This is a genomic window from Amycolatopsis sp. NPDC006131 (genome assembly GCF_040614175.1).
GTDB lineage: Bacteria > Actinomycetota > Actinomycetes > Mycobacteriales > Pseudonocardiaceae > Amycolatopsis_E > Amycolatopsis_E tucumanensis.
Map to the genome: position 1 here is coordinate 24,381 of NZ_JBEXTX010000057.1, position 25,456 is coordinate 49,836.

Annotated in this window: 26 protein-coding genes; 10 read left to right on the forward strand and 16 right to left on the reverse strand. The window is 72.3% G+C overall.

Annotated features, from left to right (window positions below; translation table 11 throughout):
* Positions 1–65: 65 nt before the first annotated feature.
* Positions 66–1,646 carry an ABC transporter ATP-binding protein gene (locus tag ABZ215_RS26165; protein ID WP_354952363.1) on the forward strand — a complete coding sequence of 527 codons (1,581 nt, stop codon included), beginning with the start codon at positions 66–68 and terminating at the stop codon, positions 1,644–1,646.
* Positions 1,631–3,412, forward strand: coding sequence for an ABC transporter ATP-binding protein (locus ABZ215_RS26170; RefSeq protein ID WP_354952365.1), 1,782 nt, complete (start codon positions 1,631–1,633; stop codon positions 3,410–3,412). The genes ABZ215_RS26165 and ABZ215_RS26170 overlap by 16 nt, the downstream gene beginning before the upstream one ends.
* A gap of 33 nt (positions 3,413–3,445) precedes the next feature.
* Here the strand turns inward: ABZ215_RS26170 and purQ are convergent, their stop codons facing one another.
* Complete coding sequence (purQ, locus tag ABZ215_RS26175; protein WP_020421403.1) at positions 3,446–4,117, reverse strand: phosphoribosylformylglycinamidine synthase subunit PurQ; 672 nt, start codon at positions 4,115–4,117, stop codon at positions 3,446–3,448.
* Positions 4,114–4,350, reverse strand: a complete 237-nt coding sequence (gene purS, locus ABZ215_RS26180; protein ID WP_020421402.1) for a phosphoribosylformylglycinamidine synthase subunit PurS — start codon at positions 4,348–4,350, stop codon at positions 4,114–4,116. Before purS ends, purQ begins: the two co-directional genes overlap by 4 nt.
* 109 nt (positions 4,351–4,459) lie before the next feature.
* On the opposite strand from purS, the gene ABZ215_RS26185 reads away from it, so the two are divergent.
* Entirely contained in the window at positions 4,460–4,933 is a 474-nt protein-coding gene (locus ABZ215_RS26185) for a YfbM family protein (RefSeq protein ID WP_354952367.1), read from the forward strand.
* On the opposite strand, the gene ABZ215_RS26190 is transcribed toward ABZ215_RS26185, so the two are convergent.
* A complete protein-coding gene (locus ABZ215_RS26190; protein ID WP_354952369.1) occupies positions 4,930–6,219 on the reverse strand; it encodes an MFS transporter in 1,290 nt (429 codons plus the stop codon). The two genes, ABZ215_RS26185 and ABZ215_RS26190, sit on opposite strands and share 4 nt — an antisense overlap.
* A gap of 167 nt (positions 6,220–6,386) precedes the next feature.
* On the opposite strand from ABZ215_RS26190, the gene ABZ215_RS26195 reads away from it, so the two are divergent.
* Positions 6,387–7,334, forward strand: coding sequence for a U32 family peptidase (locus tag ABZ215_RS26195; protein ID WP_354952371.1), 948 nt, complete (start codon positions 6,387–6,389; stop codon positions 7,332–7,334).
* Complete coding sequence (locus ABZ215_RS26200; RefSeq protein WP_354952373.1) at positions 7,331–8,662, forward strand: aldehyde dehydrogenase (NADP(+)); 1,332 nt, start codon at positions 7,331–7,333, stop codon at positions 8,660–8,662. Before ABZ215_RS26195 ends, ABZ215_RS26200 begins: the two co-directional genes overlap by 4 nt.
* On the opposite strand, the gene ABZ215_RS26205 is transcribed toward ABZ215_RS26200, so the two are convergent.
* From ABZ215_RS26205 to ABZ215_RS26225, 5 genes are all read right to left on the reverse strand, one after another.
* Positions 8,655–9,050, reverse strand: a complete 396-nt coding sequence (locus tag ABZ215_RS26205) for a hypothetical protein (RefSeq protein ID WP_354952375.1) — start codon at positions 9,048–9,050, stop codon at positions 8,655–8,657. The genes ABZ215_RS26200 and ABZ215_RS26205 overlap by 8 nt on opposite strands.
* Before the next feature lie 158 nt (positions 9,051–9,208).
* On the reverse strand, positions 9,209–9,988 hold the full coding sequence (locus ABZ215_RS26210) for an IclR family transcriptional regulator (protein ID WP_354952377.1): 780 nt from the start codon (positions 9,986–9,988) through the stop codon (positions 9,209–9,211).
* A 37-nt stretch (positions 9,989–10,025) separates the two neighbouring features.
* Positions 10,026–10,457: a L,D-transpeptidase gene (locus ABZ215_RS26215; protein WP_020421396.1), complete on the reverse strand. Its 432-nt coding sequence runs from the start codon at positions 10,455–10,457 to the stop codon at positions 10,026–10,028.
* Positions 10,458–11,019: 562 nt separating this feature from the next.
* Positions 11,020–12,504 (reverse strand): aldehyde dehydrogenase family protein, encoded by a 1,485-nt coding sequence (locus ABZ215_RS26220; protein WP_020421394.1) that lies wholly within the window; start codon positions 12,502–12,504, stop codon positions 11,020–11,022.
* Positions 12,505–12,514: 10 nt separating this feature from the next.
* Positions 12,515–13,552, reverse strand: coding sequence for an MFS transporter (locus tag ABZ215_RS26225; protein WP_354952387.1), 1,038 nt, complete (start codon positions 13,550–13,552; stop codon positions 12,515–12,517).
* 268 nt (positions 13,553–13,820) lie between these two features.
* Here ABZ215_RS26225 and ABZ215_RS26230 point away from each other — a divergent pair, with 268 nt between their 5' ends.
* Positions 13,821–14,756 carry a DUF5937 family protein gene (locus tag ABZ215_RS26230; protein ID WP_354952379.1) on the forward strand — a complete coding sequence of 312 codons (936 nt, stop codon included), beginning with the start codon at positions 13,821–13,823 and terminating at the stop codon, positions 14,754–14,756.
* Positions 14,757–14,777: 21 nt separating this feature from the next.
* A complete protein-coding gene (locus tag ABZ215_RS26235; protein ID WP_020421391.1) occupies positions 14,778–15,416 on the forward strand; it encodes an MBL fold metallo-hydrolase in 639 nt (212 codons plus the stop codon).
* On the opposite strand, the gene ABZ215_RS26240 is transcribed toward ABZ215_RS26235, so the two are convergent.
* Positions 15,335–16,081, reverse strand: coding sequence for a DUF2334 domain-containing protein (locus tag ABZ215_RS26240; RefSeq protein WP_020421390.1), 747 nt, complete (start codon positions 16,079–16,081; stop codon positions 15,335–15,337). The genes ABZ215_RS26235 and ABZ215_RS26240 overlap by 82 nt on opposite strands.
* 96 nt (positions 16,082–16,177) lie before the next feature.
* On the opposite strand from ABZ215_RS26240, the gene ABZ215_RS26245 reads away from it, so the two are divergent.
* Entirely contained in the window at positions 16,178–17,095 is a 918-nt protein-coding gene (locus ABZ215_RS26245; RefSeq protein ID WP_354952381.1) for an SDR family oxidoreductase, read from the forward strand.
* On the opposite strand, the gene ABZ215_RS26250 is transcribed toward ABZ215_RS26245, so the two are convergent.
* From ABZ215_RS26250 to ABZ215_RS26270, 5 genes are all read right to left on the reverse strand, one after another.
* The gene (locus ABZ215_RS26250) at positions 17,086–18,051 is read right to left on the reverse strand and encodes a YafY family protein (protein ID WP_354709672.1); all 966 of its coding nucleotides are present in this window, start codon (positions 18,049–18,051) and stop codon (positions 17,086–17,088) included. The two genes, ABZ215_RS26245 and ABZ215_RS26250, sit on opposite strands and share 10 nt — an antisense overlap.
* A 782-nt stretch (positions 18,052–18,833) precedes the next feature.
* Positions 18,834–20,258, reverse strand: a complete 1,425-nt coding sequence (purB, locus tag ABZ215_RS26255; RefSeq protein WP_020421386.1) for an adenylosuccinate lyase — start codon at positions 20,256–20,258, stop codon at positions 18,834–18,836.
* The gene (locus ABZ215_RS26260) at positions 20,255–20,845 is read right to left on the reverse strand and encodes a TetR family transcriptional regulator (RefSeq protein ID WP_237338888.1); all 591 of its coding nucleotides are present in this window, start codon (positions 20,843–20,845) and stop codon (positions 20,255–20,257) included. Before ABZ215_RS26260 ends, purB begins: the two co-directional genes overlap by 4 nt.
* A gap of 18 nt (positions 20,846–20,863) precedes the next feature.
* Complete coding sequence (locus ABZ215_RS26265; protein ID WP_354952383.1) at positions 20,864–21,550, reverse strand: hypothetical protein; 687 nt, start codon at positions 21,548–21,550, stop codon at positions 20,864–20,866.
* Positions 21,543–22,052, reverse strand: a complete 510-nt coding sequence (locus ABZ215_RS26270; RefSeq protein ID WP_020421383.1) for a SigE family RNA polymerase sigma factor — start codon at positions 22,050–22,052, stop codon at positions 21,543–21,545. Before ABZ215_RS26270 ends, ABZ215_RS26265 begins: the two co-directional genes overlap by 8 nt.
* Before the next feature lie 126 nt (positions 22,053–22,178).
* Here ABZ215_RS26270 and ABZ215_RS26275 point away from each other — a divergent pair, with 126 nt between their 5' ends.
* Positions 22,179–23,192, forward strand: a complete 1,014-nt coding sequence (locus ABZ215_RS26275; RefSeq protein ID WP_354952389.1) for a GntG family PLP-dependent aldolase — start codon at positions 22,179–22,181, stop codon at positions 23,190–23,192.
* Complete coding sequence (locus tag ABZ215_RS26280; protein ID WP_354952385.1) at positions 23,189–23,767, forward strand: HAD family phosphatase; 579 nt, start codon at positions 23,189–23,191, stop codon at positions 23,765–23,767. Before ABZ215_RS26275 ends, ABZ215_RS26280 begins: the two co-directional genes overlap by 4 nt.
* Here ABZ215_RS26280 and ABZ215_RS26285 read toward each other — a convergent pair.
* On the reverse strand, positions 23,764–23,949 hold the full coding sequence (locus tag ABZ215_RS26285; RefSeq protein ID WP_017985728.1) for a hypothetical protein: 186 nt from the start codon (positions 23,947–23,949) through the stop codon (positions 23,764–23,766). The genes ABZ215_RS26280 and ABZ215_RS26285 overlap by 4 nt on opposite strands.
* Positions 23,950–24,045: 96 nt before the next feature.
* Entirely contained in the window at positions 24,046–25,233 is a 1,188-nt protein-coding gene (locus ABZ215_RS26290; RefSeq protein ID WP_354709669.1) for a pyridoxal phosphate-dependent aminotransferase, read from the reverse strand.
* Between the last annotated feature and the right edge of the window lie 223 nt (positions 25,234–25,456).

Here is a 25,456-nt window from a genome sequence, read left to right on the forward strand (position 1 = left end):
GCAGCGCTCTGACCGGCAGAAAATCGGTCGCGTGAGGTGAGCTGGGGCACTTACCGTCTGTTGTCATGCGCCTCCCGTCCCGGCTCACGCCACTGCGATTCCTGGGCGCGCTCCTGCGGGCGCGGCCGTGGCTCGCCGTGTCCGCGTGCGTCCTGGGCGCGCTGTGGCTGCTGCCCGGCGCGCTGCTGCCGCTCGTGATCGGCGGGGTGGTCGAGGACATCCGCGCGGGCGAGGAGCTGCTCGGCGGGGTCGGCCTGGTCGTGTTGCTCGGCGTGGCGCAGGCGGTGTGCGCAGGCGCGCTGATCTTCGCCGTGCACACCATGTGGATCCACGGCGCGGCGATGACGCAGCGTGCGGTCGTCGAGCACACCGCGCGGCTCGGTGCGTCGCTGCGCCCGCAGGCCGGGACCGGTGACGTGATGGCGGTGTCCTCCTCGGACATCAACCACATCGGCAACGTGTTCGAGGTGACCGGCCGGCTGTTCGGCTCGGTGGTGGCCTTCCTCACCGTCAGCCTCGTGCTGATCGGCATGTCGCCGCTGCTGGGCGTGATCGCGCTGGTCGGGGTCCCGCTCGCGACGCTGAGCATGGGCAAGCTGGTCGCGCCGCTGCAGCGCCGCAAGGGCGTGCAGCGCGAGGAGCTGTCCAGCGTGAACGCGCTGGCCGCGGACATCGTGTCGGGCCTGCGGATCCTCCGCGGCGTCGGCGGCGAGCAGCAGTTCCTCGGCCGGTTCCGCGGCGCCAGCCAGCGGGTCCGGCGTGCGGGCGTCGAGGTGGCGCGCAGCGAGTCGTGGCTGGTGGGCGCCGAGGTGCTGCTGCCCGGCCTGGTCACCGTGGCGATCACCTGGGTCGGCGCGCGGTTCGTCGCGGCGGGCACGATCAGCGTCGGCGAGCTGGTGGCGTTCTACTCCTCGTCGGTGTTCCTGGTGGTGCCGGTGAGCACGGCGACCGAGTTCACCGCCGCGTTCTCCTCGGCGATGGTGTCGGCGAAGAAGGTCTGCGGCGTGCTGAGCCTGCGACCGCTGCTGTCCGAGCCGGACGCGCCGGTCGCGCTGCCGGACGGGCCGCTGGAGCTGCACGACACGACCTCCGGTTTCACCGCGGTGGCCGGGAAGCTGACCGTCGTCGACGCCGGGCCGGAGGCCGAGGCGCTGGCCGCGCGGCTGGCCCGGTTCGCCGAGCCGGAGCCCGGCGAGCGGGTGCTCGTGTCCGGCGTGCCCGCCGACCACGTGGCGCTGGCCGAACTCCGGTCGCGCGTGGTCTACGCGCACAACCAGGACCTGTGGTTCTCCGGCATCCTGCGGGACCAGCTGGTCCCGGCCGAGCGGGCGGAGGTCGCGTTGTGGGCCGCCGACGCCGAGGACATCGTCGAAGGCCTGCCGAACGGGCTCGACGAGCTGATCGGCGAGCGGGGCCGCGAGGTGTCCGGCGGTCAGCGGCAGCGGCTGAACCTGGCCCGCGCGCTGGCACTGGACGCCGACACCCTGCTGCTCGACGAACCGACCTCGGCTGTCGACGCGCACACCGAGGCCCGCATCACCGAGCGGGTCACCGAGCTGCGCCGTGGCCGCACGACCGTCGTTTTCACGGAAAGTCCACTGTGGAAAGCGGTGGCGGACGAGGTGATCACATGCGTTTCAAGCTAGTGCTCGCGACCGGCGCCGAGGCCCGGCGCTGGGCGCGGGACCTGCTGCGCGTGAACCGCCGCGAGTTCGGCGTCGTGATCGGGCTGTTCGGCCTGGCCACGATCGCCGGGCTGGCCGGCCCGCAGATCCTCGGGCGCCTGGTGGACCTCGCGGTGGCCGGGGACAGCCGGATCGACCTGCTCGCGCTCGCGTTCGTGGTGATCCTGGTGGTGCAGGCGGTGCTGAAGCGGCTCGCCCGCTTCCGCGCCGGGATGCTCGGCGAGCGCGTGCTGGCCGAGACCCGCGAGGGGTTCGTCGAGCGCGCGCTGCGGCTGCCGCTGGGCACGGTCGAGGCGGCAGGCACCGGTGACCTGATCAGCCGCGCGACCACGGACGCCGACCGGATCGACTTCTCGGTCCGCAACGCGATCCCGGAGATCTCGATCGCGCTGATCACGATCGTGCTGACGGTCGCGGGGATGATCGTCACCTCGCCGCTGCTGTCGCTCGGGCTGCTGGTCGCGGTGCCGATCGTGGTGCTCACGATGCGCTGGTACGTCCGGCGCGCGCCGCGGATCGTCGAGGAGATGCTCGACCAGTGGTCGGAGGTGCAGTCGAGCCTGCACGAGACCACCGAGGGCGCGCGCACGGCGGAGGCGCTCGGGCTGACCGGGCGGCGGATCGCGCTCGGGAACCGCACGCTGGCCGGGGCGATCCGCGGCGAGCAGCGGCTGCGCGGGGTGACCGTCGGTTGGCTCCCGTGGATGCAGATCGCGCAGGTCACGCCGGTGGCGGCGGTGCTGCTGCTCGGCGGCTGGGCGTACGGCGAGGGCTTGGTCGGGCTGGGCACGATCACCACGATGGTGGTGTACGTGCAGGCGCTGGCCGGGCCGCTCGAAGAGGCGATGTGGTGGGTCGAGGACCTGCAGGTCTCGGGTACCGCGCTGCGCCGGGTCCTGGGTGTGGACGCAGCGCGAAGCGCTTCCGTTGAGGGTGGTGGTGGGCGACGGGTGGGAGTTCGCGGTGAGGCTGAGCGGGCCGGCGGACCGGAGCCGCGTGGCCAGGAGATCGTGGTGCGCGACGTGCACTACGGCTACTCGGCAGGCCGCGAGGTGCTGCACGGCATCGACCTGCGGGTGCCGCCGGGGCAGCGGCTGGCGATCGTCGGCCCGTCCGGTGCGGGCAAGTCGACGCTCGGCAGGCTGCTGGCCGGGGTCGCCGCGCCCGGTTCGGGTTCGGTGACGATCGGCGGCGCGGAGGTGTCCGAGCTGGCCGAGGACGTCCTGCGCGGCGAGGTGCTGCTGCTGACCCAGGAACACCACGTGTTCTCCGGGACGCTGCGGGAGAACCTGACGCTGCCGGCGGGGTCGTGGCCGGACGAGGAGCTGGTGCGCGCGCTGGCCGCGGTCGGGCTGCGCGACTGGTTCGGCGGGCTGCCGGACGGCCTGGAGACGAAGCTCGGCTCGGGCGCGCTGGCCGTGCCCGCCGCGACCGCGCAGCAGCTCGCACTGGCGCGGGTCGTGCTGGCCGACCCGCACACGGTGGTGCTCGACGAGGCGACGTCGCTGCTGGACACCTCGTCGGCGCGTCACCTGGAGCGGTCGCTGAGCGGGGTGCTGGACGGCCGGACCGTGATCGCGATCGCGCACCGCCTGCACACCGCGGCGGCGGCCGACCGGGTCGCGGTGCTGGAGGCCGGGCGGATCACCGAGCTGGGCACGCACGCCGAACTGCTCGCCGCGAACGGCCCGTACTCGCGCCTGGTGACGGCCGCCCACGTGGGCTGAGGTTTCCCCGGAGGCGGTCGCCTCCGGGGACCATCAGGCCTTGACGAGGCTGTCGACCAAGCTGAGGAACATCCCCAGCCCGTCGTCGCTGGGGCCGGTGAGCGCGTCGATCGCGTGCTCGGGGTGCGGCATCAGGCCGACGACGCGGCCGTTGGCGCTGCAGATGCCCGCGATGTCGTCACGCGAGCCGTTCGGGTTCTCGCCGACGTAGCGGAACACCACGCGGCCCTCGCCCTCCAGCTCGTCCAGCGTGGACTGGTCGGCGACGTAGCCGCCCTCGCCCGACTTGAGCGGCACCAGGATCTCGGCGCCCGCCTCGTACCGGGTCGTCCACGCCGTGGTGTTGTTCTCCACGCGCAGCCACTGGTCGCGGCACACGAAGTGCAGCTTCTTGTTGCGCACCAGCGCGCCCGGCAGCAGCCCGGCCTCGCACAGGATCTGGAACCCGTTGCAGATGCCGAGCACCGGCATGCCGCCCTTGGCCGCGTCGACGACCGACGACATCACCGGGGCGAACCGGGCGATCGCGCCGCAGCGCAGGTAGTCGCCGTAGGAGAAGCCGCCCGGCACGATCACCGCGTCGACGCCGCGCAGGTCCTCGTCGGCGTGCCACAGGTTGACGGCCTCCGCGTCGGCGTAGCGGGCGGCGCGGACCGCGTCCACGTCGTCCAGCGTGCCGGGGAAGGTGATGACCCCGATCTTCACGAGAGCCTCCGCACGGTCCACTCCTCGATCACCGGGTTGGCGAGGAAGCCCTCGGCGATCTTGGCGAGCGTCTCGTCGTCGACCGAGTCGTCGACCTCGAGCTCGAAGTGCTTGCCCTGGCGCACCGAGGTGACCCCGGTGAAGCCCAGCCGCGGCAGCGCCCCGGCGACGGCTTGACCTTGCGGGTCGAGGATCTCGGGCTTGGGCATGACGTCAACCACCACACGGGCCACGGCGGGTCGCTCCAGTAATCGCAGGTAGGCGGTACTCCCCGAGTCTAGCCGCGGTCGGCGCCACCCCCGCCCAGGGTGGTGGCGGGTGTGACCTGGATACCTTCTGCGGATGGGAATGACACTGGGGTACGTCGAGGTCACGCCGGAGCGGCTGGACGGCGTGATGGGTGACAGCGAGCAGGCCGAAGAGCTGTACGACGAGCTCAGCGACGACGAGACCGTCCGCGACGCCTTCATCGAGAAGGCCTGGGACGGCATCCAGTACCTCCTCGACGAGGCGGGCGTCGGGGTGGAGCTGCGCATGGACGGCGACCCGATCGAACACGACGGCGACGAGTTCAACGGGTTCCGGCCGGAGGTGGTCAAGAGCATCGCCGAGTCGCTGAACGCCGCGCCGTTCGAGCGGCTCGCCGAGCACTACGACCCCGCCGACATGATGACCCGCGGGATCTACCCGCGGATCTGGGACACCCACCCCGCCGAGGAGCTGGAGTACCTCTCGGAGAACTACGCGAAGTTGCGGGAGTTCTTCGACGCGGTCGCCCGCAACGGCAACGCCGCCATCGGCTGCTTCTCCTTCTAACCGGTCAGCACCTTCGCGGTGTCCGCGCGGCGGCGCAGCACCCGGCGCAGCCCGTACGTGCCGAACAGGCCGAGCACGGACACCGCGATCAGGAAGTACAGGCCGGTCGCGGCGGAACCGGTGGCGTCCACGATGGCCGCGATGCCCATCGGGCCGAAGCCGCCGCCGAGGTTGCCGATGCCGTTGATCGCGGCGATGCCCGCGGCCGCGGTCGCCCCGGCGAGGAACTTCGGCACCAGGCCCCACATCACCGGCTGGGCCGCGTAGCCGCCGATCGACGCGACGCACAGCCCGATCATCTGCAGCCACGGGGCGCTCGCGGTCGCGGCGACGACGAACCCGGCGATCGAGAAGCCGAGCATCAACGCGAGCCAGCCGAAGGGCGCCTCGCGCCGGTTGGCCAGTCGCGGCACCACGAGAAGACCAGCCATGACGCACACGTACGGGATGGCCGACACCGCGCCGACGCCGAACCCGGACAGGTCGCCGAAGCCCTTGACGATCGTCGGCAGCCAGAACGCGAGCCCGTAGGTGGCCAGCGGGAAGCACAGGAAGAACAGGGCCATCGCCAGTACCCGGGAGTCCTTGAGCACCGCCCATGGGCTGTGCGGCTGGGCACCGGCGGCCTCGGCCTCGCGGCGCAGTTCGCCGGTCAGCCAGGTGCGCTCGTCGTCGGTCAGCCACTTGGCGGTCTCGGGCGACTTCGGCAGGACCCAGAGCACGATCGGCGTCAGCAGCACGGCGGGGATGCCGGTGGCGACGAAGATCCACTGCCAGCCCTCCAGGCCGAGGACGCCGTGCAGGTCGTTCAGTGCGCCCATCGCCGGGTTGCCGATGATGAACGACACCGGGCCGGCCAGCATGAACAGCCCGATCGCCTTGCTGCGGTGGCTCTCCGGGAACCAGCGGGTCAGGTAGTAGATGACGCCGGGGAAGAACCCGGCCTCGGCCGCGCCGAGCGCGAACCGCGCCAGGTAGAACTGCCAGGTCGTGGACACCAGCGCGGTCGCGACGGTGACCAGGCCCCAGGTGAGCATGATCCGGGCGATCCACCGGTTCGCGCCGTAGCGGTGCAGGGCGAGGTTGCTCGGCACCTCCAGCAGCGCGTAGGCGACGAAGAAGAACACCTGGCCGAGCGTGTAGACGGTCGCCGACAGGCCGAGCTCGGACTGCAGGGTCAGCTTCGCGAACCCGACGTTGGACCGGTCGATGTAGGCGATCACGTACAGCAGCCCGAGGAAGGGCAGCAGGCGCAGGGTGATCTTGCGCAGGATGGCTGGGGGCACGGGTGACTCCGTTGTCTGCTCGTCCGATATCTCGGATGACGTTCGGCCCTCCGAACCTAAAGTCGGGATTCGGGCGATGTCAACCGTCTTGACCGCGGTTCGGCCAGCGCCTAACGTCGTCCGGGACTACGAACCGCATCCGAAATTTCGAACAACGGTGGTGAACCGTGGACAGAACCCGCGACTTCCTGCGCACCCTGGGCCTGCCGCCCGGCGACCCGGGTGAGCTGCCGACGAGCCCCAAGCGGTTCCCGGACGGCGCCCAGTACCGGGTGGAGATCCCGAGCGTCGAGGGACCGGAGGCGCTGGAAGCCGTCTACGCCGAGGCCGACGCGCGCGGGGTCGTGGTGCACCGCGTCTCGCAGGGCAGCGGCGGCATGCTCCTGACGCGGCCGGAACTGGCCGCGATGGCCGACCTCGCGCGGGCGCGCGAGGTCGAGGTGAGCCTGTTCGCCCGCCCGGTCGCCGGGTGGGACACCGGCGCCGCGTCCGTGGCGCCCGGCGGTGGGCCGTTCGCCGCGCAGGCGCGGGGCGCCGAGCAGCTGGTCCACGTGCTGGAGGACATCCGCCGCACCGCCGAGGCCGGGATCCGCAGCGTGCTGGTCACCGACGTCGGCGTGCTGAGCGTCGCCGACCGCATGCGCGCGGCCGGGGAGCTGCCCGTCGACATGCGGTTCAAGGTCAGCGTGCAGATGGGCCTGGCCAACCCGGCGTCCATCCGGCTCGCCGAACAGGCCGGGGCGACCACCTACAACGTGCCGACCGACCTGAGCCTGGCCCAGCTCGCCGCGATCCGCGCGGCCGTCGACCTGCCGCTGGACGTCTACATCGAGGCGCCCGACGACCTCGGCGGGTTCGTCCGGCACTTCGAGATCGCCGAGATCGTGCGGGTCGCCGCGCCGGTCTACCTCAAGTTCGGGCTGCGCAACGCGCCGAACATCTACCCCAGCGGCACGCACCTGACGCCGACCGCGGTCGCGCTGGTGCGCGAGCGGGTGCGTCGTGCTGAGATCGGTCTCGAACTGCTCCACCGGCACGCGCCGGAGGCCGTCGGCTCGGCCCTGCCTGCCGCCGACCTCGCCGTGCCCGCCACCGTCGCGGAGGTGACCCGATGAGCTTGGACGACATCCTCGAAGCGGCCGCCGACGCCGCCCGGTCCTGGGCGCGCGCCGATCGCGCCGCGGCGTTGCGGGAGGTCGCGGACGGCATCGACGCCGCCGCGGACGAGCTCGTGCCGATCGCGCAGGAAGAGACCCACATCCCGGAGGCGCGGCTGCGTGGCGAGGTCGTGCGCACCAGCTTCCAGCTCCGGTTGCTGGCCGAGGAGGTGCAGCCGCGCACGGTCGTCGACGAGGCGGACCCCTCGTGGCCGCCCGCGCCGCGGCCGAAGCTGGTCCTGACCCACCGTCCGATCGGGCCGGTGCTTGTGTTCGCGGCGTCCAACTTCCCGTTCGCGTTCTCGGTCGCGGGCGGGGACACCGCGTCGGCGCTCGCGGCGGGCTGCCCCGTGGTGCTCAAGGCGCACCCCGGTCACCCGCGGCTGTCCGACGCGACCGGCGAGATCGTGCGGTCCGCGCTGCCGGAGGGCGTGTTCGCGTTGATCCACAGCGAGGAGGACGGCCGGGCCGCGCTGACCGATCCCCGCGTCCGCGCGGCGGCCTTCACCGGTTCGCCGACCGCTGGGCGGGCGCTGTACGACCTGGCGGTGTCGCGGCCGGATCCGATCCCGTTCTACGGCGAGCTCGGCAGCGTGAACCCGGTGTTCGTCACGGAGGCGGCGGCGCGGGCGCGTGGCGCGGAGATCGCGGCCGGGTACGTGGACTCGTTCACGATGGGCGCGGGTCAGCTGTGCACGAAGCCCGGGTTGTTCGTGGTCCCGGCCGGGTCCGGGATCGGTGAGGCGGCGGCCGAGCGGGTGCGCCAGGTGGCTGCCGCGCCGCTGCTCAACGAGCGCATCGCGAGCGGTTACGCGGCCGTGCTGGGCCGGCTGGTCGGGCACGCCGAGGTGCGCACGCTGGTCGACGGCGGCGAGGCGCCCACGCTGCTGGCCACGACCGCGAAGGCGCTGCTGGAGCACGGCGAGGCGCTTCGCACCGAGTGCTTCGGGCCGGCCTCGCTGGTGGTGGAGTACTCGACCGAATCCGAAATGCTGGACATCGTCCGGTCCATCGACGGGCAGCTCACCGGAACCGTGCAGGCGGAGGACGACGACCCGGTGGCGGCCGAACTGGTCGACGAGCTGGCCGAGCACGTGGGGCGCGTGGTGTGGAACGGCTGGCCGACCGGGGTGGCCGTGACGCGCGCGATGCACCACGGCGGCCCGTACCCGGCGACCACGGCGCCGCTGCACACCTCGGTCGGCACGGCGGCGGTGGACCGGTTCCGGCGCCCGGTCGCGTTCCAGAACGTGCCGGAGGAGCTGCTGGCCGATCGGATCAGCTAGGCCAGGTGGACTCGTCCCAGTAGTGCAGCCGGTTGTTCTTGGTGAGGTAGATGTCGAAGTCGTAGTAGGTGTTCTCGGCCAAGTTGTAGCCCGGCCAGTCGGCGTCGCGGGTCACGCAGTTGCCGTTGCCCCCGACCCTGATCCGGTAGCTGTCATTGTGGTACGGCCGGGAGACGTAGAGTTCGACCCCGTACCCGTCGGCTTCGATGTCGCAGACCTCGACGCGGTCCCCGTTGGGCTGGAAACGCACGCGACCGCCCGGGTCCCCGTCATCGGTGTGCATCTGGAGCTTCCACCACGCCGCATCCGCGGCCGGGGCCATCACCACGGGAGCGACCGCCGCGGCGGTCACCACGGCCACCGCACTCAACGTCCGGCGAAAACGCATGAAAACCACCCATTTCTCGTAAGGAGGAGGAACGGGTCGTAGTTTCCCGGGTGCCGCCGTGGTTTTCCTGACATGCGCAGCGGCGGTGACCTGCGGGAAGTCCGCGCGCTACGGTGCCGGTGCGGAAACCGGGCGAAACATCAACCCCGCAACGGGGTTCATGTCGTGGGGTCGGGGGCGCGGCCGCCGAGGCGCTGGGAGAGCTCGGCGGCGCCCTCGCGCACGAGTTTTTCCCAGCGGCGCCAGGACTCCTGGTCGTGGCGCGAGGTCGGGATGGAGATGCTCATCGCGGCGACCCATTCGCCGCGCGAGTCCACCACCGGGGCGGCCACGCAGCCGGCGTCCGGATTGGACTCGCTGCGCTCGTGCGCGACGCCGGTCACCCGGACCGCGTCCAGCTGGGCGAGCAGCTCCGGGCGGGACGTGATGCTGTGCTCGGTGAGCGCGGTCAGCCGGTGCCCCTTGAGCCGGCGGCTGACCTCCTCCCTGGACAGCCCGGCGAGCAGGACCTTGCCCACGGCGGTGCAGTTGGCCGGCAGCCTGCGGCCGACCGCGGAGATCAGGCGCACCGAGTGGGTCGAGTCTATTTTGGACACGTAGACGACCTCCAGCCCGTCCAGCACGGCGACGTGTACGGTCTCGTCGCACTGCGCCGCGACCCGCCGGGCCACCGCGTCCGCCTCGACGCCGAACTCCAGCCGCTGCTGGTAGCGCGCACCCAGTTCGAGCAGCTTCGGCCCGAGGCGGTACATGGTCTCCTCGCCGGCCTGGCGGTCCAGGTACTTCCGGGCGACGAGGGTGGTCAGCAGCTCGTGCGTGGTGGAGCGGGGCAGGCCCAGGCGCTCGACGATCTCGGTCGCGGACAGGCGGACGTGTTCGTCGAGGAACAGTTCCAGGATGTCCGCGGCCCGGAGCACGGCCGGTACGAGACGGGGCATGACCGCACGATACCCCGCCTCGTCCGAAATACCGGACTCAGTTCACGACCTCGACCACGTCACCCGTGCGCAGGGTCTGGTAGAAGGCCTTCGCGTCGGCGCGCGAGAGGTGCACGCACCCGTGCGACTGCTCACGCAGGCTGCCCTCGTGGAACGCCACGCCGGTGGTCGTGAAGAACACCGAGTACGGCATCGGAGCGTCGTAGGCCTTGCTGTAGTGGTCGATGTCGCGGTACTGGACCTTGAACGTGCCCACCGGCGTCTCGTAGCCGGGTTTGCCCACGGTGACCGGAACGGGCCCGCGGGTCACCTGACCGTTGTTCGTCAGCCAGGCCTGGTTGGTGTGCAGCTGCAGGCACGCCTTCGCCCGCGGGCTGCACGGTGTTTCCGCTGCGTGCGCGGCGGGAGCGGCGATCCCGATCGAGCCGAGGAGCGCCGCTCCGGCCGCGATACCGATGATCTTTCGCATACGGATGGTTACCCGCTGACGAGAAGTTCACTCATCCTGTTGACAGCTGCCGGTGCGGGTGTTGCGATCGCGGGTTGTTGCGGTGCGTTCAGGCGGCCGGGGTCGCGCAACAGTTCTCCAGCCGCAACACGCCGAGTTCGGAAATGAAGATGGACGTCAGAGGGCTCTTCGTTCCCAGAGAGGGTGTGGCGGATATCCACATGCCCGCCCTCGCTGGACCTGCTCAAAGCAGGCAGTACTGCTGGACGAGCTCCAACTCGTCCTGACGAAGGCCCAGCAGGGCCACGAGGAGAACGATCCATCGGATCTCGCCTCTGGTCCTGCTGTTCCGCCGCCGCGCAGCCTGCACACCGCGCACATGCACGGCGGAGGTGACTTCCCGCGCCGATCTCTCGGCATAGAAAGTTCCTTTCAAGTGCCAGCGCAGCCGCTGTGCGGCTGCCAGTGGCCCCGCGAGCAACTCATGCGTAGCGGCAAGAGAAAAGCCGCGACGCGCGGATAAAACACGACGCGCCTTGGAGGTCCGACTCCAAGGCGCGTCGCGAACATGTCGGCGAGGGCGTCAACGCTTCCGGCCGTACAAGCCCGTGACGAGCTTGCTCACCAGCTTGTCCGTCTTCTCGGTGCGCGCGAAGGTCGTGAGCTTGATCGGCACCGCGAAGCGCTGGCGGGCGACCGCCTTCGGGCGGGCGAACTCGCGCAGGCCCTCCGGGCCGTGGATCCGCCCGAAGCCGGAGTCGCCGACCCCGCCGAACGGCAGCGACGCGGCCCCGGCGAACGAGAACGGCGCGTTGATCGAGATCATCCCGGCCTTGAGCCGCTGGGCCAGTCGTGTGGCGTTGGCGCGGGAGAACACCGTCGAGCCGAGCCCGTAGACCGTCGCGTTGGCCTTTTCGACCGCCTCGTCCATGTCGCGCACCTTGGCGATCGTCATGGTCGGGCCGAACGTCTCCTCCCGCACCGCGGCGGAGTCCTCCGGCACGTCGACCAGGACGGTCGGCTCGACGAACCGGTCGCCGACCGCGTCCGCGCCGCCGGTCAGCGCCCGGCCGCCGCGGGCCAGCGCGTCGGCGATGTGCCTGCGCACCACGTCCAGCTGCGACGGCATGGTCATCGGCCCGTACTGCTGGCCCGGCTTCACCCCGCGGGTCAGCGCGACGACCTTGTCCACGAACTGGTCGTAGACCCGCTCGTGCACGTACACCCGCTCCACGCCGATGCAGGTCTGCCCGGAGTTGGAGAACGCGCCCCACACGGCGGCGTCGGCGGCCGCGTCCAGGTCGGCGTCCGAGTCGACGATCAGCGGGTCCTTGCCGCCGGCCTCGATGACCACCGGCGTGAGGGTCTCGGCGGCCGCGGCCATGATCTTCTTGCCGGTCGCGGTCGAGCCGGTGAACGCGATCTTGTCGACGCCCGCGCCGACGAGCGCCGCGCCGGTCGCGCCGAAGCCGGTGACCAGCTGCAGCACCGGGTACTCGGGCACCACCTCGGCGAAGGTGTCGACCAGCCACTTCCCGACGCCGGGGGTGTACTCGCTCGGCTTGAACACCACGGCGTTCCCGGCCGCGAGGGCGTAGGTGATCGAGCCGAGCGGCGTGTAGACCGGGTAGTTCCACGGCCCGATCACGCCGACCACGCCCAGCGGCTGGTACTCGACGGTCGCGGTGTGGTTGGACAGCAGCAGTCCGGCCGAGCGGCGTTTCCGGCCCAGCACCTTGCGCGCGTTGCGGGCGGCCCAGTGGATGTGCTCGATCGCGAGCACGGCCTCCAGTTGCGCGTCGCCGGCGGGCTTGCCGGTCTCCTTGCTGACGACGTCGCACAGCTCGGCGAGGCGGTGGGTGATGATCCCGTTCCAGCGGCGCAGGCGGTCGGCGCGGCCCTCGAACCCGAGGCCGGCCCACCAGCCGGCGGCGGTCCGCGCGGCGGCGACCGCGGCCTGGACGTCCTCCGCGGTGTGCACCGGGTGGGTCCCGACGACCTCGTCGGTGGCCGGGTTCAGCGAGTCGAACGTGTCCTGGACGGCCGGCTTCGGCTCCACGGCGGTCATCGTTGGCCTCCTAACTACTGTTCAGTAACGCCAGCATGGCACATGCGGTGGCCGAGCTCACTACCCCGAGAGTGGGCGCCAGCGACAACGGCAGCACGCCGACGCTCAGCGACCCGAGCCCGAACCCGGTCGCCTGCACGACGAACGCGGCCGAGAACCCCTCCGCGCGACGGCCTTCCGGCAGCAACCGCTGGAGCCGCACGGACGCGACGGTCAGCAGCGGCCCGGTGCCCGCGCCGATCAGTGCCGCGCCGGTGTGCAGCCCGGCCCACCCGAGGTCCGCGGCCAGCACCGAGCCGCCCACGACGAACCCGCCCAGCGCCATCGCGGCCTGCCGCCGCCCGGCCGGTGGCCGTCGCCACGCGAAGACCGCGCTACCCGCGATGCTGGCCCCGCTCAGCACGACGATCACCACCGCGGCCAGCGCCGGGTCCGCGCCGAGCCGTTGGACCAGCGGTAACGGCGCGACCTCGACGGTCGCGAGCAGATGGCCCAGCGCGAACAGGCACGCGAGCCAGGGCAGCGCGTTCCGGACGGGCAGTTTCGCCGGCCTCGGCGGGGCGGGCGCGACGGCCCGCGGCACGGCCAGCGCCGCGGCGAAGTAGGCCGCGGCCATGGCGGCGAGCGGGGCGAGCGCGCCGGCCGGACTCAGGGCGGCGACCAGCAGCGGCCCGGCGATGAGGACGCCCTCGAAGAGCATCGAGTCGATCGCGACGGCGCGCGGCAGCTGGTCGTCCGGCACGACGGAGCCGAGCAGGGTGCGGAACCCGCCGGACAGCCCGCCGACGACGAGCCCAGGCACCACGACCAGTGCGACCAGCAGCCCGTGTGATCCGGTCCCCGCGGCGACGACGAGCGCCGCCATGGCCGTGCCGGCGGCGAGCAGGAGGAGCACCAGACCGCGGGCCACGCCGATCCGGTCGAGCAGCCGCCCGCACGGCACCGCGCCGGTGATCTCGGCCCCCACGAGCACGGCGACCATCACCCCGCCGAGCCGGTACGACCCGGTGACGACCGTGGCGACGGAGGTGAAGGCGAGCGGCCCCATGGCGATCGGCAGGCGGTACAGCTGAGCGCCCACGGACCAGCGCCAATACGCGCGATTCACCGGCGGACCTCCTCGGCACGCGGTTGACCCGGTATCGGCGCGACGACCAACCCGGCTCGCCGCCCACCTCGACGAAGTGCGTCGTCGCCAGCACCCGGGCGGCGCCCGCCGCCACCCCACCCGTCCGCCTCGATTCGCACCCTTCCGACTGTTCCGCCGCCCCTCCCGCGCCCATACTGATTCGGAGATTCCCGAAAGTCGGCCCGCCATGATCGAGTTGGTCCTCACCGCCGCGAGCCCGGTCCGCTTCGGCATCTCCCCGCTGGAGGAGGCGCTCGGTGCGGTCCAAGTCGGGCTCGGCCTCCGCGCACACCCCGTGCACCCGCCGTGGCTGACCGGCGCCGACCTGCCGATCGCCGAGCTGCGCAGCGTCCTGTCCGGCCGCCGCTACATCACCGACTTCCTCAGCCCGCCACCCGACGGCCCGCACACCACGGCCGAGGCGCAGCTGGACCGCATCCGCCGCACGCCGCCGCGGCAGGTCGCCGCCGAGCTGGCCATGGTCGACGCCGACCTCAGCGGCCTGCCCTCAAACCTGGCGAAGGCGCGCGATCTGCTCGCCGACCAGATGGCACTCGTCTGGTCGGAGCTGGTCGCGCCGCACTGGCCGCGGATGCGGGACGTTCTCGCCGCCGACATCGCCCACCGCTCCCGCCGGCTCGCCGACGGCGGTCTGCCACTCGTCTTCGCGGACCTGCACCGGCGCGTCCGGCTCGTCGACGGCACGGTCCTGGTCGAATCCCGGTCCCGGGAACGGGTCCGCCTCGGCCGGCGCGGGCTGCTCCTGCTGCCCGCCGTCTTCGCCTGGCCCGGCGTCGGCGTGGTCACCGTCCCGCCCTGGCAGCCCGCGCTGCTCTACCCAGCCCGCGGCGTCGCCGGGCTGTGGGGCGGCCGTCCGGACCACGACGCCCGCCTCGCCGCGGTGTTCGGCCGCACCAAGGCCGCCGTCCTGCTCGCCCTCGGTGAACCGCTGTCCACGTCGGCGCTCGCCGGCCGGCTGGGCCTCGCGCCGAGCACCGTGTCCGCGCACGTCACCGCGCTGCGAGACGTGGGGATCCTCACGTCGGCGCGATCCGGACACGAGGTCCGGTACCGCCGAAGCGATCTTGGCGACGCCATTCTGGCGGGCCTAGGCTGGTCCTGAACCCACGCGGAGGAGCACCTGATGCGAATCGTCCATTTCGGACACGCCTGTGTCCTGCTGGAGACGGAAAACGCGCGGATCCTGCTCGACCCCGGCGCGTTCTCGGAGGGCTTCGAGGGCGAGCGCGAGCTGGACGCGGTCCTGATCACCCACCAGCACTTCGACCACATCGACAGCGAACGGCTGCCGGTGCTGCTCGAAGCCAACCCGGACGCGAAGCTGGTCGTCGACCCGGGCTCGGCGGAGACCGTGCAGAAGCTGGGCCTGGAGTTCCAGGTCGTCAACCCGGGCGACGCCTTCGAGGCGGGCGGCGCCGCGGTGAACGTGGTCGGCGGGCAGCACGCCGTGATCCACTCCGACATCCCGGTCATCCCGAACGTCGGCTACATCGTCGACCACGGCGCCTTCTACCACCCCGGCGACTCGTTCTTCGTGCCCGAGCAGAAGATCGACGTGCTCGGCCTGCCGACCGGCGCGCCGTGGCTCAAGGCCGGCGAGGCCGTCGACTACCTGCGGGCGGTCGCGCCGCGCGTCGCCGTGCCGATCCACGAGGCGGTGCTCGCGAACCCGGCGATGCACTACGGCTTGTTCACCAACCTCGCCCCGGAGGGCACCGAGGTGCGCGCGCCGACGCGCGGCGAGGACGTCAAGCTCCCGTAGGTCGTGCCGAAGGCCCGGTTCTCCAGCGCGACGTCGACCGCGTCGAGGAAGGCGTGCCGGAGACCGGGCCGGGCGAGGTCGGCCGCGTCGATCCCGAGGCGCACGAGACCACCACGTCGTGCGGCCCGCGCCGAGGCGAGCACGAGCGCGAACGCGCGCACGGTCTCGGTGCGGTGGTTGTGCGCCGCGAACGACTGGACCCGCGAGCGGTGCACGGTGCGGGTGCGCAGGTCGTGCACGGCGGCGAGGTCGGCGCACAGCGCGAAGTGCTCGCCCGCCGCGGCGAGCGTGCCGGGCGAGGCGAGCCACCGCGGCGGCGCGAACCCGTCCGCGCCGAGGCCAAGCTTCTCCAGCGCGGCCTTGGCGGCGATCATCCGCAGCCGGGCCTCGTGCGCGGGCAGGCCGGCGAACTCGGCCTTGCGGTGCAGGCTGACCGCCCGGTGGCTGGGCGGGATGCGGTGGTCGTAGCCGTGCAGCAGGAGACCGTCGCCGCGGCTGGTGCGCTCGCGGACCCACGCGGTGACGGCCTGCGACCCCTCGGTGCGCGGCGCGAAGAGGAGGGACAGGGGGACGTTTCGGCGGTCCAGCTCGGCCGCGAGTTCGGCGCAGCGGTGCAGCGTCCGCGGACCGATGCCGGACAGCGAGACCAGCAGACGGGCGTCCATGTCACCCACCGCACCAGATCGTCATGACGAACCCCTTACCCGCGGGTGACGGCAACCATGACGGGATCTGACAGGGTTCACCGACACGGTGGACGCATGAGCAACGAACTGAGTGGGAAGGTCGCCCTCGTCGCCGGTGGCACGCGCGGGGCGAGCCGGGCGATCGCGATCGAGCTGGGGCGCCGGGGCGCGTTCGTGTACGTCACCGGGCGGACCTCCGGTGAGCACCGCTCCGAGGTGGGCAGGCCGGAGACGATCGAGGGCACGCTGGAGCGGATCACCGACGCGGGCGGCAAGGGCGCGGCGATCCGCGTCGACCACCTCGACCCGGAGCAGGTGCGGGCGCTGGCCGAGCGGGTCGACCGCGAGCAGGGGCGGCTGGACATCCTGGTCGACGGCATCTGGGGCGGCGACGAGTACATCGGGTGGGGCCAGGCGGTGTGGGACCTGCCGCTGGAGCACGCGCTGCGGTCGATCCGGCTGGGCATCGACGCGCACATCATCACCAGCCATTTCCTGCTGCCGCTGGTGATCCGCAGCCAGGGCGGGCTGGTGGTGGAGATGACCGACGGGACCGAGGAGTACAACTCGCGGTTCCGGGAGGGCACGTCGATCGGGTTCTACGTGGCGAAGGCGGCGTCGCACAGCATCGTCAAGGCGGAAGCGCACGACCTGGCCCCGCACGGCGCGACGGCGGTGGCGATGACGCCGGGCTGGCTGCGGTCGGAGGCGATGCTGGAGCACTACGGCGTGACCGAGGAGAACTGGCGGGACGCGCTCGCGAAGGAGCCGCACTTCTGCATTTCGGAGTCGCCGGTGTTCGTGGGCAGGGCGGTCGCGTCGCTGGCGGCGGACCCCGAGCGGCACCGGTTCCACGGGCAGACGCTGAACAGCGGGCAGCTGGCGAAGATCTACGAGTTCGACGACGTGGACGGCAGCAGGCCGGACGGCTGGCGGTACGTCATGGAGGTCCAGGACGCGGGCAAGCCCGCGGACCCGACCGGCTACCGGTGACGGTCGGCCATCCGCCGTGCGGCGTCGGCGAAGGCGGCGCGCACGGCGGGTGGCTCGACGACCTCGACGTCGGGGCCGAGGCCGAGCAGCATGCTCGCCGCGATGGCCGGTTCTTCCAGGTCGATGGTGACCTCGACCCAGCCTTCGGGGTCGGGTGGCCCGGCCGCGTCGAGGGCGGCGATGGCCAGGTCGGGGTCGAGGACCTGCGGGAGTTGTTGCACGCCCCAGCGGGACAGGCGCAGGCGGACGGGGTGGCGTTGCAGGGAGCGCTCGAACTGGGTGGAGGAGCGCTGCCACCAGCCGGCGAGGTCGAAGTCCGCGGGCCGCTCGAAGCGCTCGTCGGTGAGCTCGACGGCGGTGACCTTGCTGACGCGGTAGGTGCGGATGCTGTGCTCGATGCGGGCGACGAGGTACCAGACGCCGGCCTTGAGGACGAGGCCGAGCGGTTCGAGGAGGCGTTCGACGGTGTGGTCGCCGCGCCGGTAGGTGATCGCGGCGCGGCGCTGCTCCCACACGGACTGGGCGATGGTCGCGAGGTGCTCGGCGTCCTCTTCGGACTTGAACCAGCCGGGCGCGTCGAGGTGGAACCGCTGGGCGAGGTGCTGGGCCTGCTCACGCAGCGGGGCGGGGAGGGTGGCGCTGACCTTGGCGTGGGCGGCGGAGACGGCGGTGCCGAGACCCAGCTCGGCCAGCGCGCGGGGCACGCCCATGGCGAAGATGGCGACGGCTTCGCGGGAGGTGAGCCCGTCCAGCCGGGTGCGCCACCCCTCCACGAGCCGCACGCCGCCGTACCGCCCGGTCTCCGTCCACAGTGGAACCCCGGCGGCCTGCAGGGCGGCGATGTCGCGGTGCATGGTGCGCTCCGAAACGCCGAGTGCGTCGGCCAGCTCGGGGACGGTCGCGCTGCGCCTGCTCTGCAGGGTGAAGAGCAGGGCCACCAGGCGTTCCGCGCGCATGCCCTCGATGATGCCGGAGATGCCGGCGTGGGGTGAGCCGTGGTGGCGGCGGGCGGCACCTGGGTGGGCTGGGGGTGCTTGGGGTGCGCCGATGAATGGACCATTCATCGGGGCGTGAGTGGGCATCTCGCGAGTGCGTGAAGGGGATGAGGTGATAGGCGCGCGAGGTGCGCTGCTGGTGGGGTGATGAACGGACCGTTCTCGGAGGCGCATCGGGTGGTTCCTTCGCCAAGCCGCGAGAGGCGCATCTCGCACCGGATGGATGGTCCATTCACGTGCGCACAGCGCGAGTGGACACCTCGACCCATGCGAGGTGCCCAGCCGCGCAGGCATGAGTGGACCATTCATCGACGAGTCGCGTCAGCGCGACTGCTCAACCACCAACCGCGCGCCCCCGGGAGGTGTCGCCCCCGGGAAGTGTCGCCCCACCGGGAGGTGCAATCCGCTTTCGCGGGGCGCCGCTCGCTTCGCGGGGCGCCGCGCGCCCTCCGGGACGTGTCGCCCTCCGGGAGGTGCCGCTCCACCGGGAGGTGCAATTCGCCGTCGCGGGGCGGCGCTCGCTTCGCGCGGCGCTGCCCCCGGGAGGTGCCGCTCCACCGGGAGGTGCAATCCGCTTTCGCGGGGCGCCGCTCGCTTCGCGGGGCGCCGCCCCGGGAGGTGCCGCCCCTCCGGGAGGTGTCGCCCCCCGGGGAGGTGCAATCCGCTTCGCGAGGCACCGCCCGATGCGAAACGCCACCCGCTCCGTGAGCCCCCACCGGCGCCCCGGACCACACAACCAGCGGTCAGAGGATCGGCTGCGGCACGTACTTCGCGGCCTCCGGGAACCGCGCCAGCACGTCCTCCACCCGCGCCACCACGGCGGCCACCTGCGCCGGCGCCACGCCGGTGAACGAGATCCGGTCGGCGAGCAACTGCTCCAGCCCGGCGCGGTCCAGCGGCAGCCGCGAATCGGCGGCGAGCCGGTCCAGCAGGTCGTTGTCGGCGCCCTTCTCGCGCATCGCCAGCGCCACCCCGACCGCGTGCTCCTTGATCGCCTCGTGCGCGGTCTCCCGGCCCACCCCGGCCCGCACCGACGCCATCAGCACCTTCGTCGTCGCCAGGAACGGGAGGTACCGCTCCAGCTCGCGGGCCACCACGGCCGGGAACGCGCCGAACTCGTCGAGCACCGTGAGGAACGTCTCTAGCAGCCCGTCCAGCGCGAAGAACGCGTCCGGCAACGCCACCCGGCGCACCACCGAATCCGACACGTCCCCCTCGTTCCACTGGTCGCCCGCCAGCTCGCCGATCATCGACAGGTAGCCGCGCAGCACGACCGCCAGGCCGTTGACCCGCTCGCACGACCGCGTGTTCATCTTGTGCGGCATCGCCGACGAGCCGACCTGCCCCGGCTTGAACCCCTCGGTCACCAGCTCGTGCCCGGCCATCAACCGGATCGTCTTCGCCAGGCTCGACGGCGCCGCCGCCAGCTGCACCAGCGCGGACAGCACGTCGAAGTCCAGCGACCGCGGGTACACCTGCCCCACGCTGGTGAACGTCCGCGCGAACCCCAGGTGCGCGGCGATCCGGTTCTCCAGCTCGGCCAGCGTCTCCGCCGAACCCAGCAGGTCCAGCATGTCCTGCGCCGTCCCCACCGGGCCCTTGATCCCCCGCAGCGGGTACCGCCCGATCAGGTCGTCCAGCCGGTCGAACGCCACCAGCAGCTCGTCCGCCGCCGTCGCGAACCGCTTGCCCAGCGTCGTCGCCTGCGCGGCCACGTTGTGCGACCGGCCGGCCATCACCAGCTCCGCGTGTTCGGCCGCCAGCGCCGCCAGCCGGGCCAGCACCGCGGCCACCCGCGAGCGCATCAGCTCCAGCGACCGCCGGACCTGCAGCTGCTCGACGTTCTCCGTCAAGTCCCGCGACGTCATGCCCTTGTGCACGTGCTCGTGCCCGGCCAGCGCGTTGAACTCCTCGATCCGCGCCTTCACGTCGTGCCGGGTGACGCGCTCCCGCTCCGCGATGCTGCCAAGGTCGACCTGGTCCAGCACCCGCTCGTAGTCCTCGACGACCCCGTCCGGCACCTCGACACCCAGGTCGCGCTGGGCGCGCAGCACCGCGATCCACAGCTCGCGCTCGAGCTTCACCTTGTTCTCCGGCGACCACAGCGAGACCAGCTCGGGAGAGGCGTATCGACCGGCGAGGACGTTCGGGATCTGCGGTTTCGTCACGACCCAAGCTTAGATAGCGCGCGAGCGAGCCTCGCCCGCGCCACCGCCCGCGGATCCGGGTCCACCTCGATCAAGGCGTTGACCACGGCGCCGTCGACGAGCGCGATCAGCTCCTCCAGCCGGTCCCGCTCGATCACCAGCCCGGACCGGGCGAAGATCTCCGTCAGCAGCTCCCGCAGCTCCGCGCCGAGCGCCCGCATCAACGGCCGCAGGTAGGGCCGCCGCCCGGTCGCCACCAGCCGCTCGTACCGCAGCAGCACCGCCTCGTAGCCGGGGTCCTCGCCGAGCAGCTGGTCCAGCACCAGTTCCACGACGCTGTCGATGCGGCGGTGCTCGGTCGGCAGCTCGTCCAGCTGCGCGTGTCCCTTCGCCAGCTCGGCGCGGCCGTGGTGCTCGGCGGCGGCGCTGATGAGGTCGTCGAGCGAGTCGAAGTAGTACGTCGTCGACGCCAGCGGCAGCCCGGCCCGCTCGGCGACCGCACGGTGCCGGATCGCGTCGAAACCGCCTTCGACCAGCAGCTCGGCCGCGGCCTCGACGAGGGCCGCCCGCCTGCGCTCACCCTTCGGCGTGCTCGCTCCGGACGTCATGGCCGCCCATCTAACCAGCTAGAACCTCTGGGCGAGCGCGGTGGCGATCTTCGGGACGTCGTCCGCCAGCGGCGCCGCGCTGCCCGGGGCAGGCACGCTCAGCACGATCACCGTCCCGCCGCCCGCGGTCAGCCGCTGGTCGACGACGGCGCCGTCGGCGAGCTTCGCGAGCTGGACGCTGGCCCCCGGCGGCAGCACGGTCGCCGACACCGAACCGGTGCGGCCGTTCTCGGCGACGCCGTACCTCGCCGAGCGGGAACCCGGCGTGCACACGTCGCCCGCGTCCGGCCCGGTGATCCCGGTGGCCGGGAGCTCGCCAGCGAGGGCGGTGGCGAGCTCCCGGTCCACCTTGTCGCACCCGGAGGTGCTGTCGGCCCGCGGGCCGTTCTCCCCGGCGCCCTCTCCTCCCTGCATGGCGGAGGGACCGGAAAGCTGGGGCACGGCGGACGGGAGACGCTCCGGCGCGTTCGCCGGTTGCTCCTGCCCCTGGACTTGAGTCGATTGGGTGGTCCGGGACTGGACGAATCCGGCGATTCCGGCGCCGAACAGGGCGAAGACCACGCAGAGTGACGCCACCGCGAGCGACGTGCGCCGCCGCGCCGTGACCCGCGCCGAGGCCGTCCGCACGTCCCGCACGTCGAACCCGGCCGGAGGCGGCTCACCGGGCGCGGACCGGAACAACTCCGTCAGCTCGTGCTCATCCACCGGCTTCCACCTCCTCGCCCAGCGCGTCGCGCAGGTTCGCCAGTCCCCGCGCGGTCTGGCTCTTCACGTTCCCCTCGCTGCAGCCGAGGACCTTCGCCACGCCGGCCACGTCCAGCCCCTCGAAGTACCGCAGGACCAGCACGGCCCGCTGCTTCGGCGGCACCGCGCGCAGCCCGGCCAGCAGGTCCGCGCGCGTGGCGACCTGGTCGTCCAGCCGGGTGCCCGCGGGCTCGGGCTCGGGCAGCTGCTCCACGTGCCGCTCCCTCCGCCAGGGCCGTCTCGACTCGTCGATCGACGCCCGGACCAGCGTCTTCCGCACGTAGGCGTCGGTCGCGGCGCGATCCCGGATGCGGTTCCACTTCCGGTGCAGCGCCACGAACGCCGTCTGCGCGAGATCGTCCGCGCGGTGCCAGTCGCCGCAGAGCAGGTACGCGGTCCGGCGCACGGAGTCGCGTTTGGCCGCGAAGTACTCCGCGAAGTCCCGCTCGTCACCCTCGTCCACGCGCTAAGGCTCTCCGCTCCGACGTCTCGGCGTAAAGACGGAACTGCGCCGACGGTGGGTTGCACCTTCTTGAAGATCATCTGAACGGTGTGATGTGATCTGACTGTGACCTCAGCAGCCACCCAGTTGATCGACTTCCGCTCTGACACCGTCACCCGTCCGGATGAGCAGATGCGCAGAGCGATGGCGTCCGCTGAGGTCGGCGACAACGTCATCGACGTCGACCCCACGGTCCGCGAGCTCGAGGAGCGCGCGGCCGCGGTCCTCGGCATGCCGGCGGCGCTGTGGACGCCCAGCGGCACGATGGCCAACCTCATCGCCCTGTCCGTCCACCTCAAGCGCGGCGACCGGTTCCTCGCCCCGAACAACGCGCACGTCCTGAACAACGAGCTGGGCTCCGCGGCCTGGCTCGCCGGCGGCATGCCCGAAGCGCTGCCGCACGACGGCGGCCCCGGCCGTCCCAAGCCGGAGACGGTCGCGGCGGCCATCGGCACCCGCAGCGGGCCGTACTACGCGCTGCGCACCACCCTACTGTGCCTGGAGAACACCCACAATGCGGCCGGCGGCGCCGTCATTCCGCCGCACGAACACGCCCAGCTGCTGTCGACCGCGCGGCAGGCCGGGCTGCAGGTCCACCTCGACGGCGCCCGCGTCTGGCACGCGGCCGTCGCGCTCGGCCTGCCGCCCGCCGCGCTGACCGTGGGCGTGGACAGCGTGTCCGCGTGCTTCAGCAAGGGGCTGGGCGCGCCGGCCGGGTCGGTCGTCGCGGGCAGCCGGGAGTTCGTCGAGCGGGCGCGCCGGATGCGGCAGATGCTCGGCGGCGGCATGCGGCAGATCGGGGTGCTCGCCGCGGCCTGCCTGGTCGCGCTGGACCGGGTCCCGGACCTCGCCGCGGAGCACGAGAAGGCCCGGCGGCTGGCCGACGGGCTGCGTGAGCTGGGCTGGCAGGCCGACGCCCCGGAGACCAACATCGTGCTCGCGCCGGTCGCCGACATCGCGGTGACGCTGGAGTCGCTGCAGGCCCAGGGTGTGCTGGCGCTGCCGATGGCGGGCAAGGTGCGGTTCGTGCTGCACCGGGACGTCTCCCCGGCCGACGTGGACGAGGCGCTGCGCCGCATCAAGGCCGGTGGTCACCCGTGACCGGTTGGGTGGTGTTCGACTACGGCGAGGTGATCTGCGGCCGGACGACCGCGCTGCCGGACCTCGCGGCCACGCTCGGGGTGTCGCCGGCGGAGTTCGAGCCGCACTACTGGCGGCTGCGGGACGCCTACGACCGCGGCAGCTCCGACCTGGAGTACTGGGGCGGGGTCGGCGAGGCGCTCGGCGTGCCCGTCGACGAGTCCACATCGGACCGGCTGACCGAGATCGACATCCGCGGCTGGTCGGACGTGCGGGAGTCGTCGCTGGAGCTGCTGGCCGGGCTGAGCGAGGCCGGGGTGCCGCTGGCGCTGCTGTCCAACGCGCCGTCCTCGTTCGCCCGGTTCGCCGAGCGGCAGGACTGGATGCGGCACTTCCGCGTCCGGGTGTTCTCCGGCGACGTCGGTGTGGCCAAGCCGGACGCGGAGATCTTCGAACTGCTCGTCGCCCGCCTTGGCGTGCGGGCGGGCGACTGCGTCTTCTTCGACGACCGCCAGTCCAATGTGGATGGAGCGCGGGCGGCAGGCCTGCGCGCGCACGTGTGGGACGGGGCCGACGCGGCGCGCGCTCTGCTCTAGGGGCGGATCTGCTTGCGCTCCTTGTTGTTCTTGATCGCGTTGTAGGCCGCGGCACCGAGGAAGCCGACGCCGCCGATCACGGCGATCCACAGGATCGCCTTGAAGACGAACCCGATCACCGAGCCGATCACCATGAACGCGAGCCAGGCGACGAGCAGCGCACCGACGATCTTCCAGAACATGGCATTCCCCTCCGGTTGTGCCACGCGGGCTCGTTCGGCCCGCTACGTGCAGCCTGGCACGGTTTCGTGCCGGGACGCCCGCGTTCTGGTCAACGTTCAGGGAAAACTGGGGGTTCCCCCGGAGAGCCACCGGCCAAGGCGCGCGACCCCCTCGGTGACGTCGGACTCGGAGCCGGCGAACGAGAACCGGACGAACTTCCCGCCGTCCACGGGGTCGAAGTCGATGCCCGGCGTGATCGCGACGCCGGTGTCGGCGAGCAGCCGCTGGCACCAGCTCAGGCTGTCGGTGGTGTGCTCGGAGACGTCGACGTAGGCGTAGAACGCGCCGTCGACCGGGGCGACGCGGGTCAGCCCGATGCCCGCGAGGCCGTCCAGCAGCAGGTCGCGGTTGCGCCGGTAGTGCGCGACGTGCCCGTCCAGCTCGGCGTAGGAGTCGGGCTCGAACGCGGCGACGGCCGCGTGCTGGGCGAGCGCCGGTGCGCAGATGTTGAGGTTGCCGGTGAGCACGTCGACCGCGCGGTGCAGGCGCTTCGGGGCGAGCATCCAGCCCAGCCGCCATCCGGTCATGGCGAAGTACTTGGAGAACGAGCCGAGCACGATCGATTCGGTGGTGGACTGCCAGGCGCAGCCGAGCTCGGTGCCGTAGGAGATGCCGTGGTAGATCTCGTCGCTGATCAGCTGCACCCCGCGGGACGAACACCAGCCCGCGATGGCGGCAAGCTCGCCCGGCGGCAGCGCGGTCCCGGCCGGGTTGGTCGGGCTCGCCACGATCAGCCCGTCGAGCGGGCCGAGCTCGTCGAGCAGGTCGACGGTCGGCTGGAAGCGGGTGCTCTCGTCGGTGGCGAACTCGACGACCTCGCAGCCGAGGGCGGACAGCAGGTTGCGGTAGGCCGGGTAGCCGGGCCGGGCCATGGCGACGCGGGCGCCCGCGTCGAAGGCGGACAGGAACGACAACATGAAGCCGCCCGAGGAGCCCGTGGTGACGATGACGTCCTCCGGGCTGACGGTCATCCCGTAGCGGCGGTCGTAGTGCCCGGCGATGGCTTCGCGCAGCTCGGGGATGCCGAGCTGGACGGTGTACCCGAGGTTCTGGTCCCGTAGGGCGCGCGCGGCCGCCTCCAGGACCGGCTTGGGCGCGCCCGCGCTGGGCTGCCCCGCGGCGAGGCTGACGACGTCCCCATGGGTCCGCTGCCGGGCGGCGGCCGCGGAGAGCACCTCCATGACGTGAAAGGGCGCGACGTCCGCCCGCTTGGCCGGACCGGGGAACGAGGCTGAGGCGACCATGGGTTTCAGGGTAAGTCGGGCATCGTGGAAGCGGATCTCGTGGTGGCCGACGGCGCGCCTCACCCGCGCCAAGCGCCGCCCGGCAACGCAACAGCACCGACCAACCGCAAGCCGGCAACGCAAAGCAGCCGACTACCCCAACCAGACCTCCCCCGCCCCCGATCCACAGCCGATCTTTAGTCGCCGACCAGCCGTGTCAAGGCACGCTTTCCCGCCTTGACAC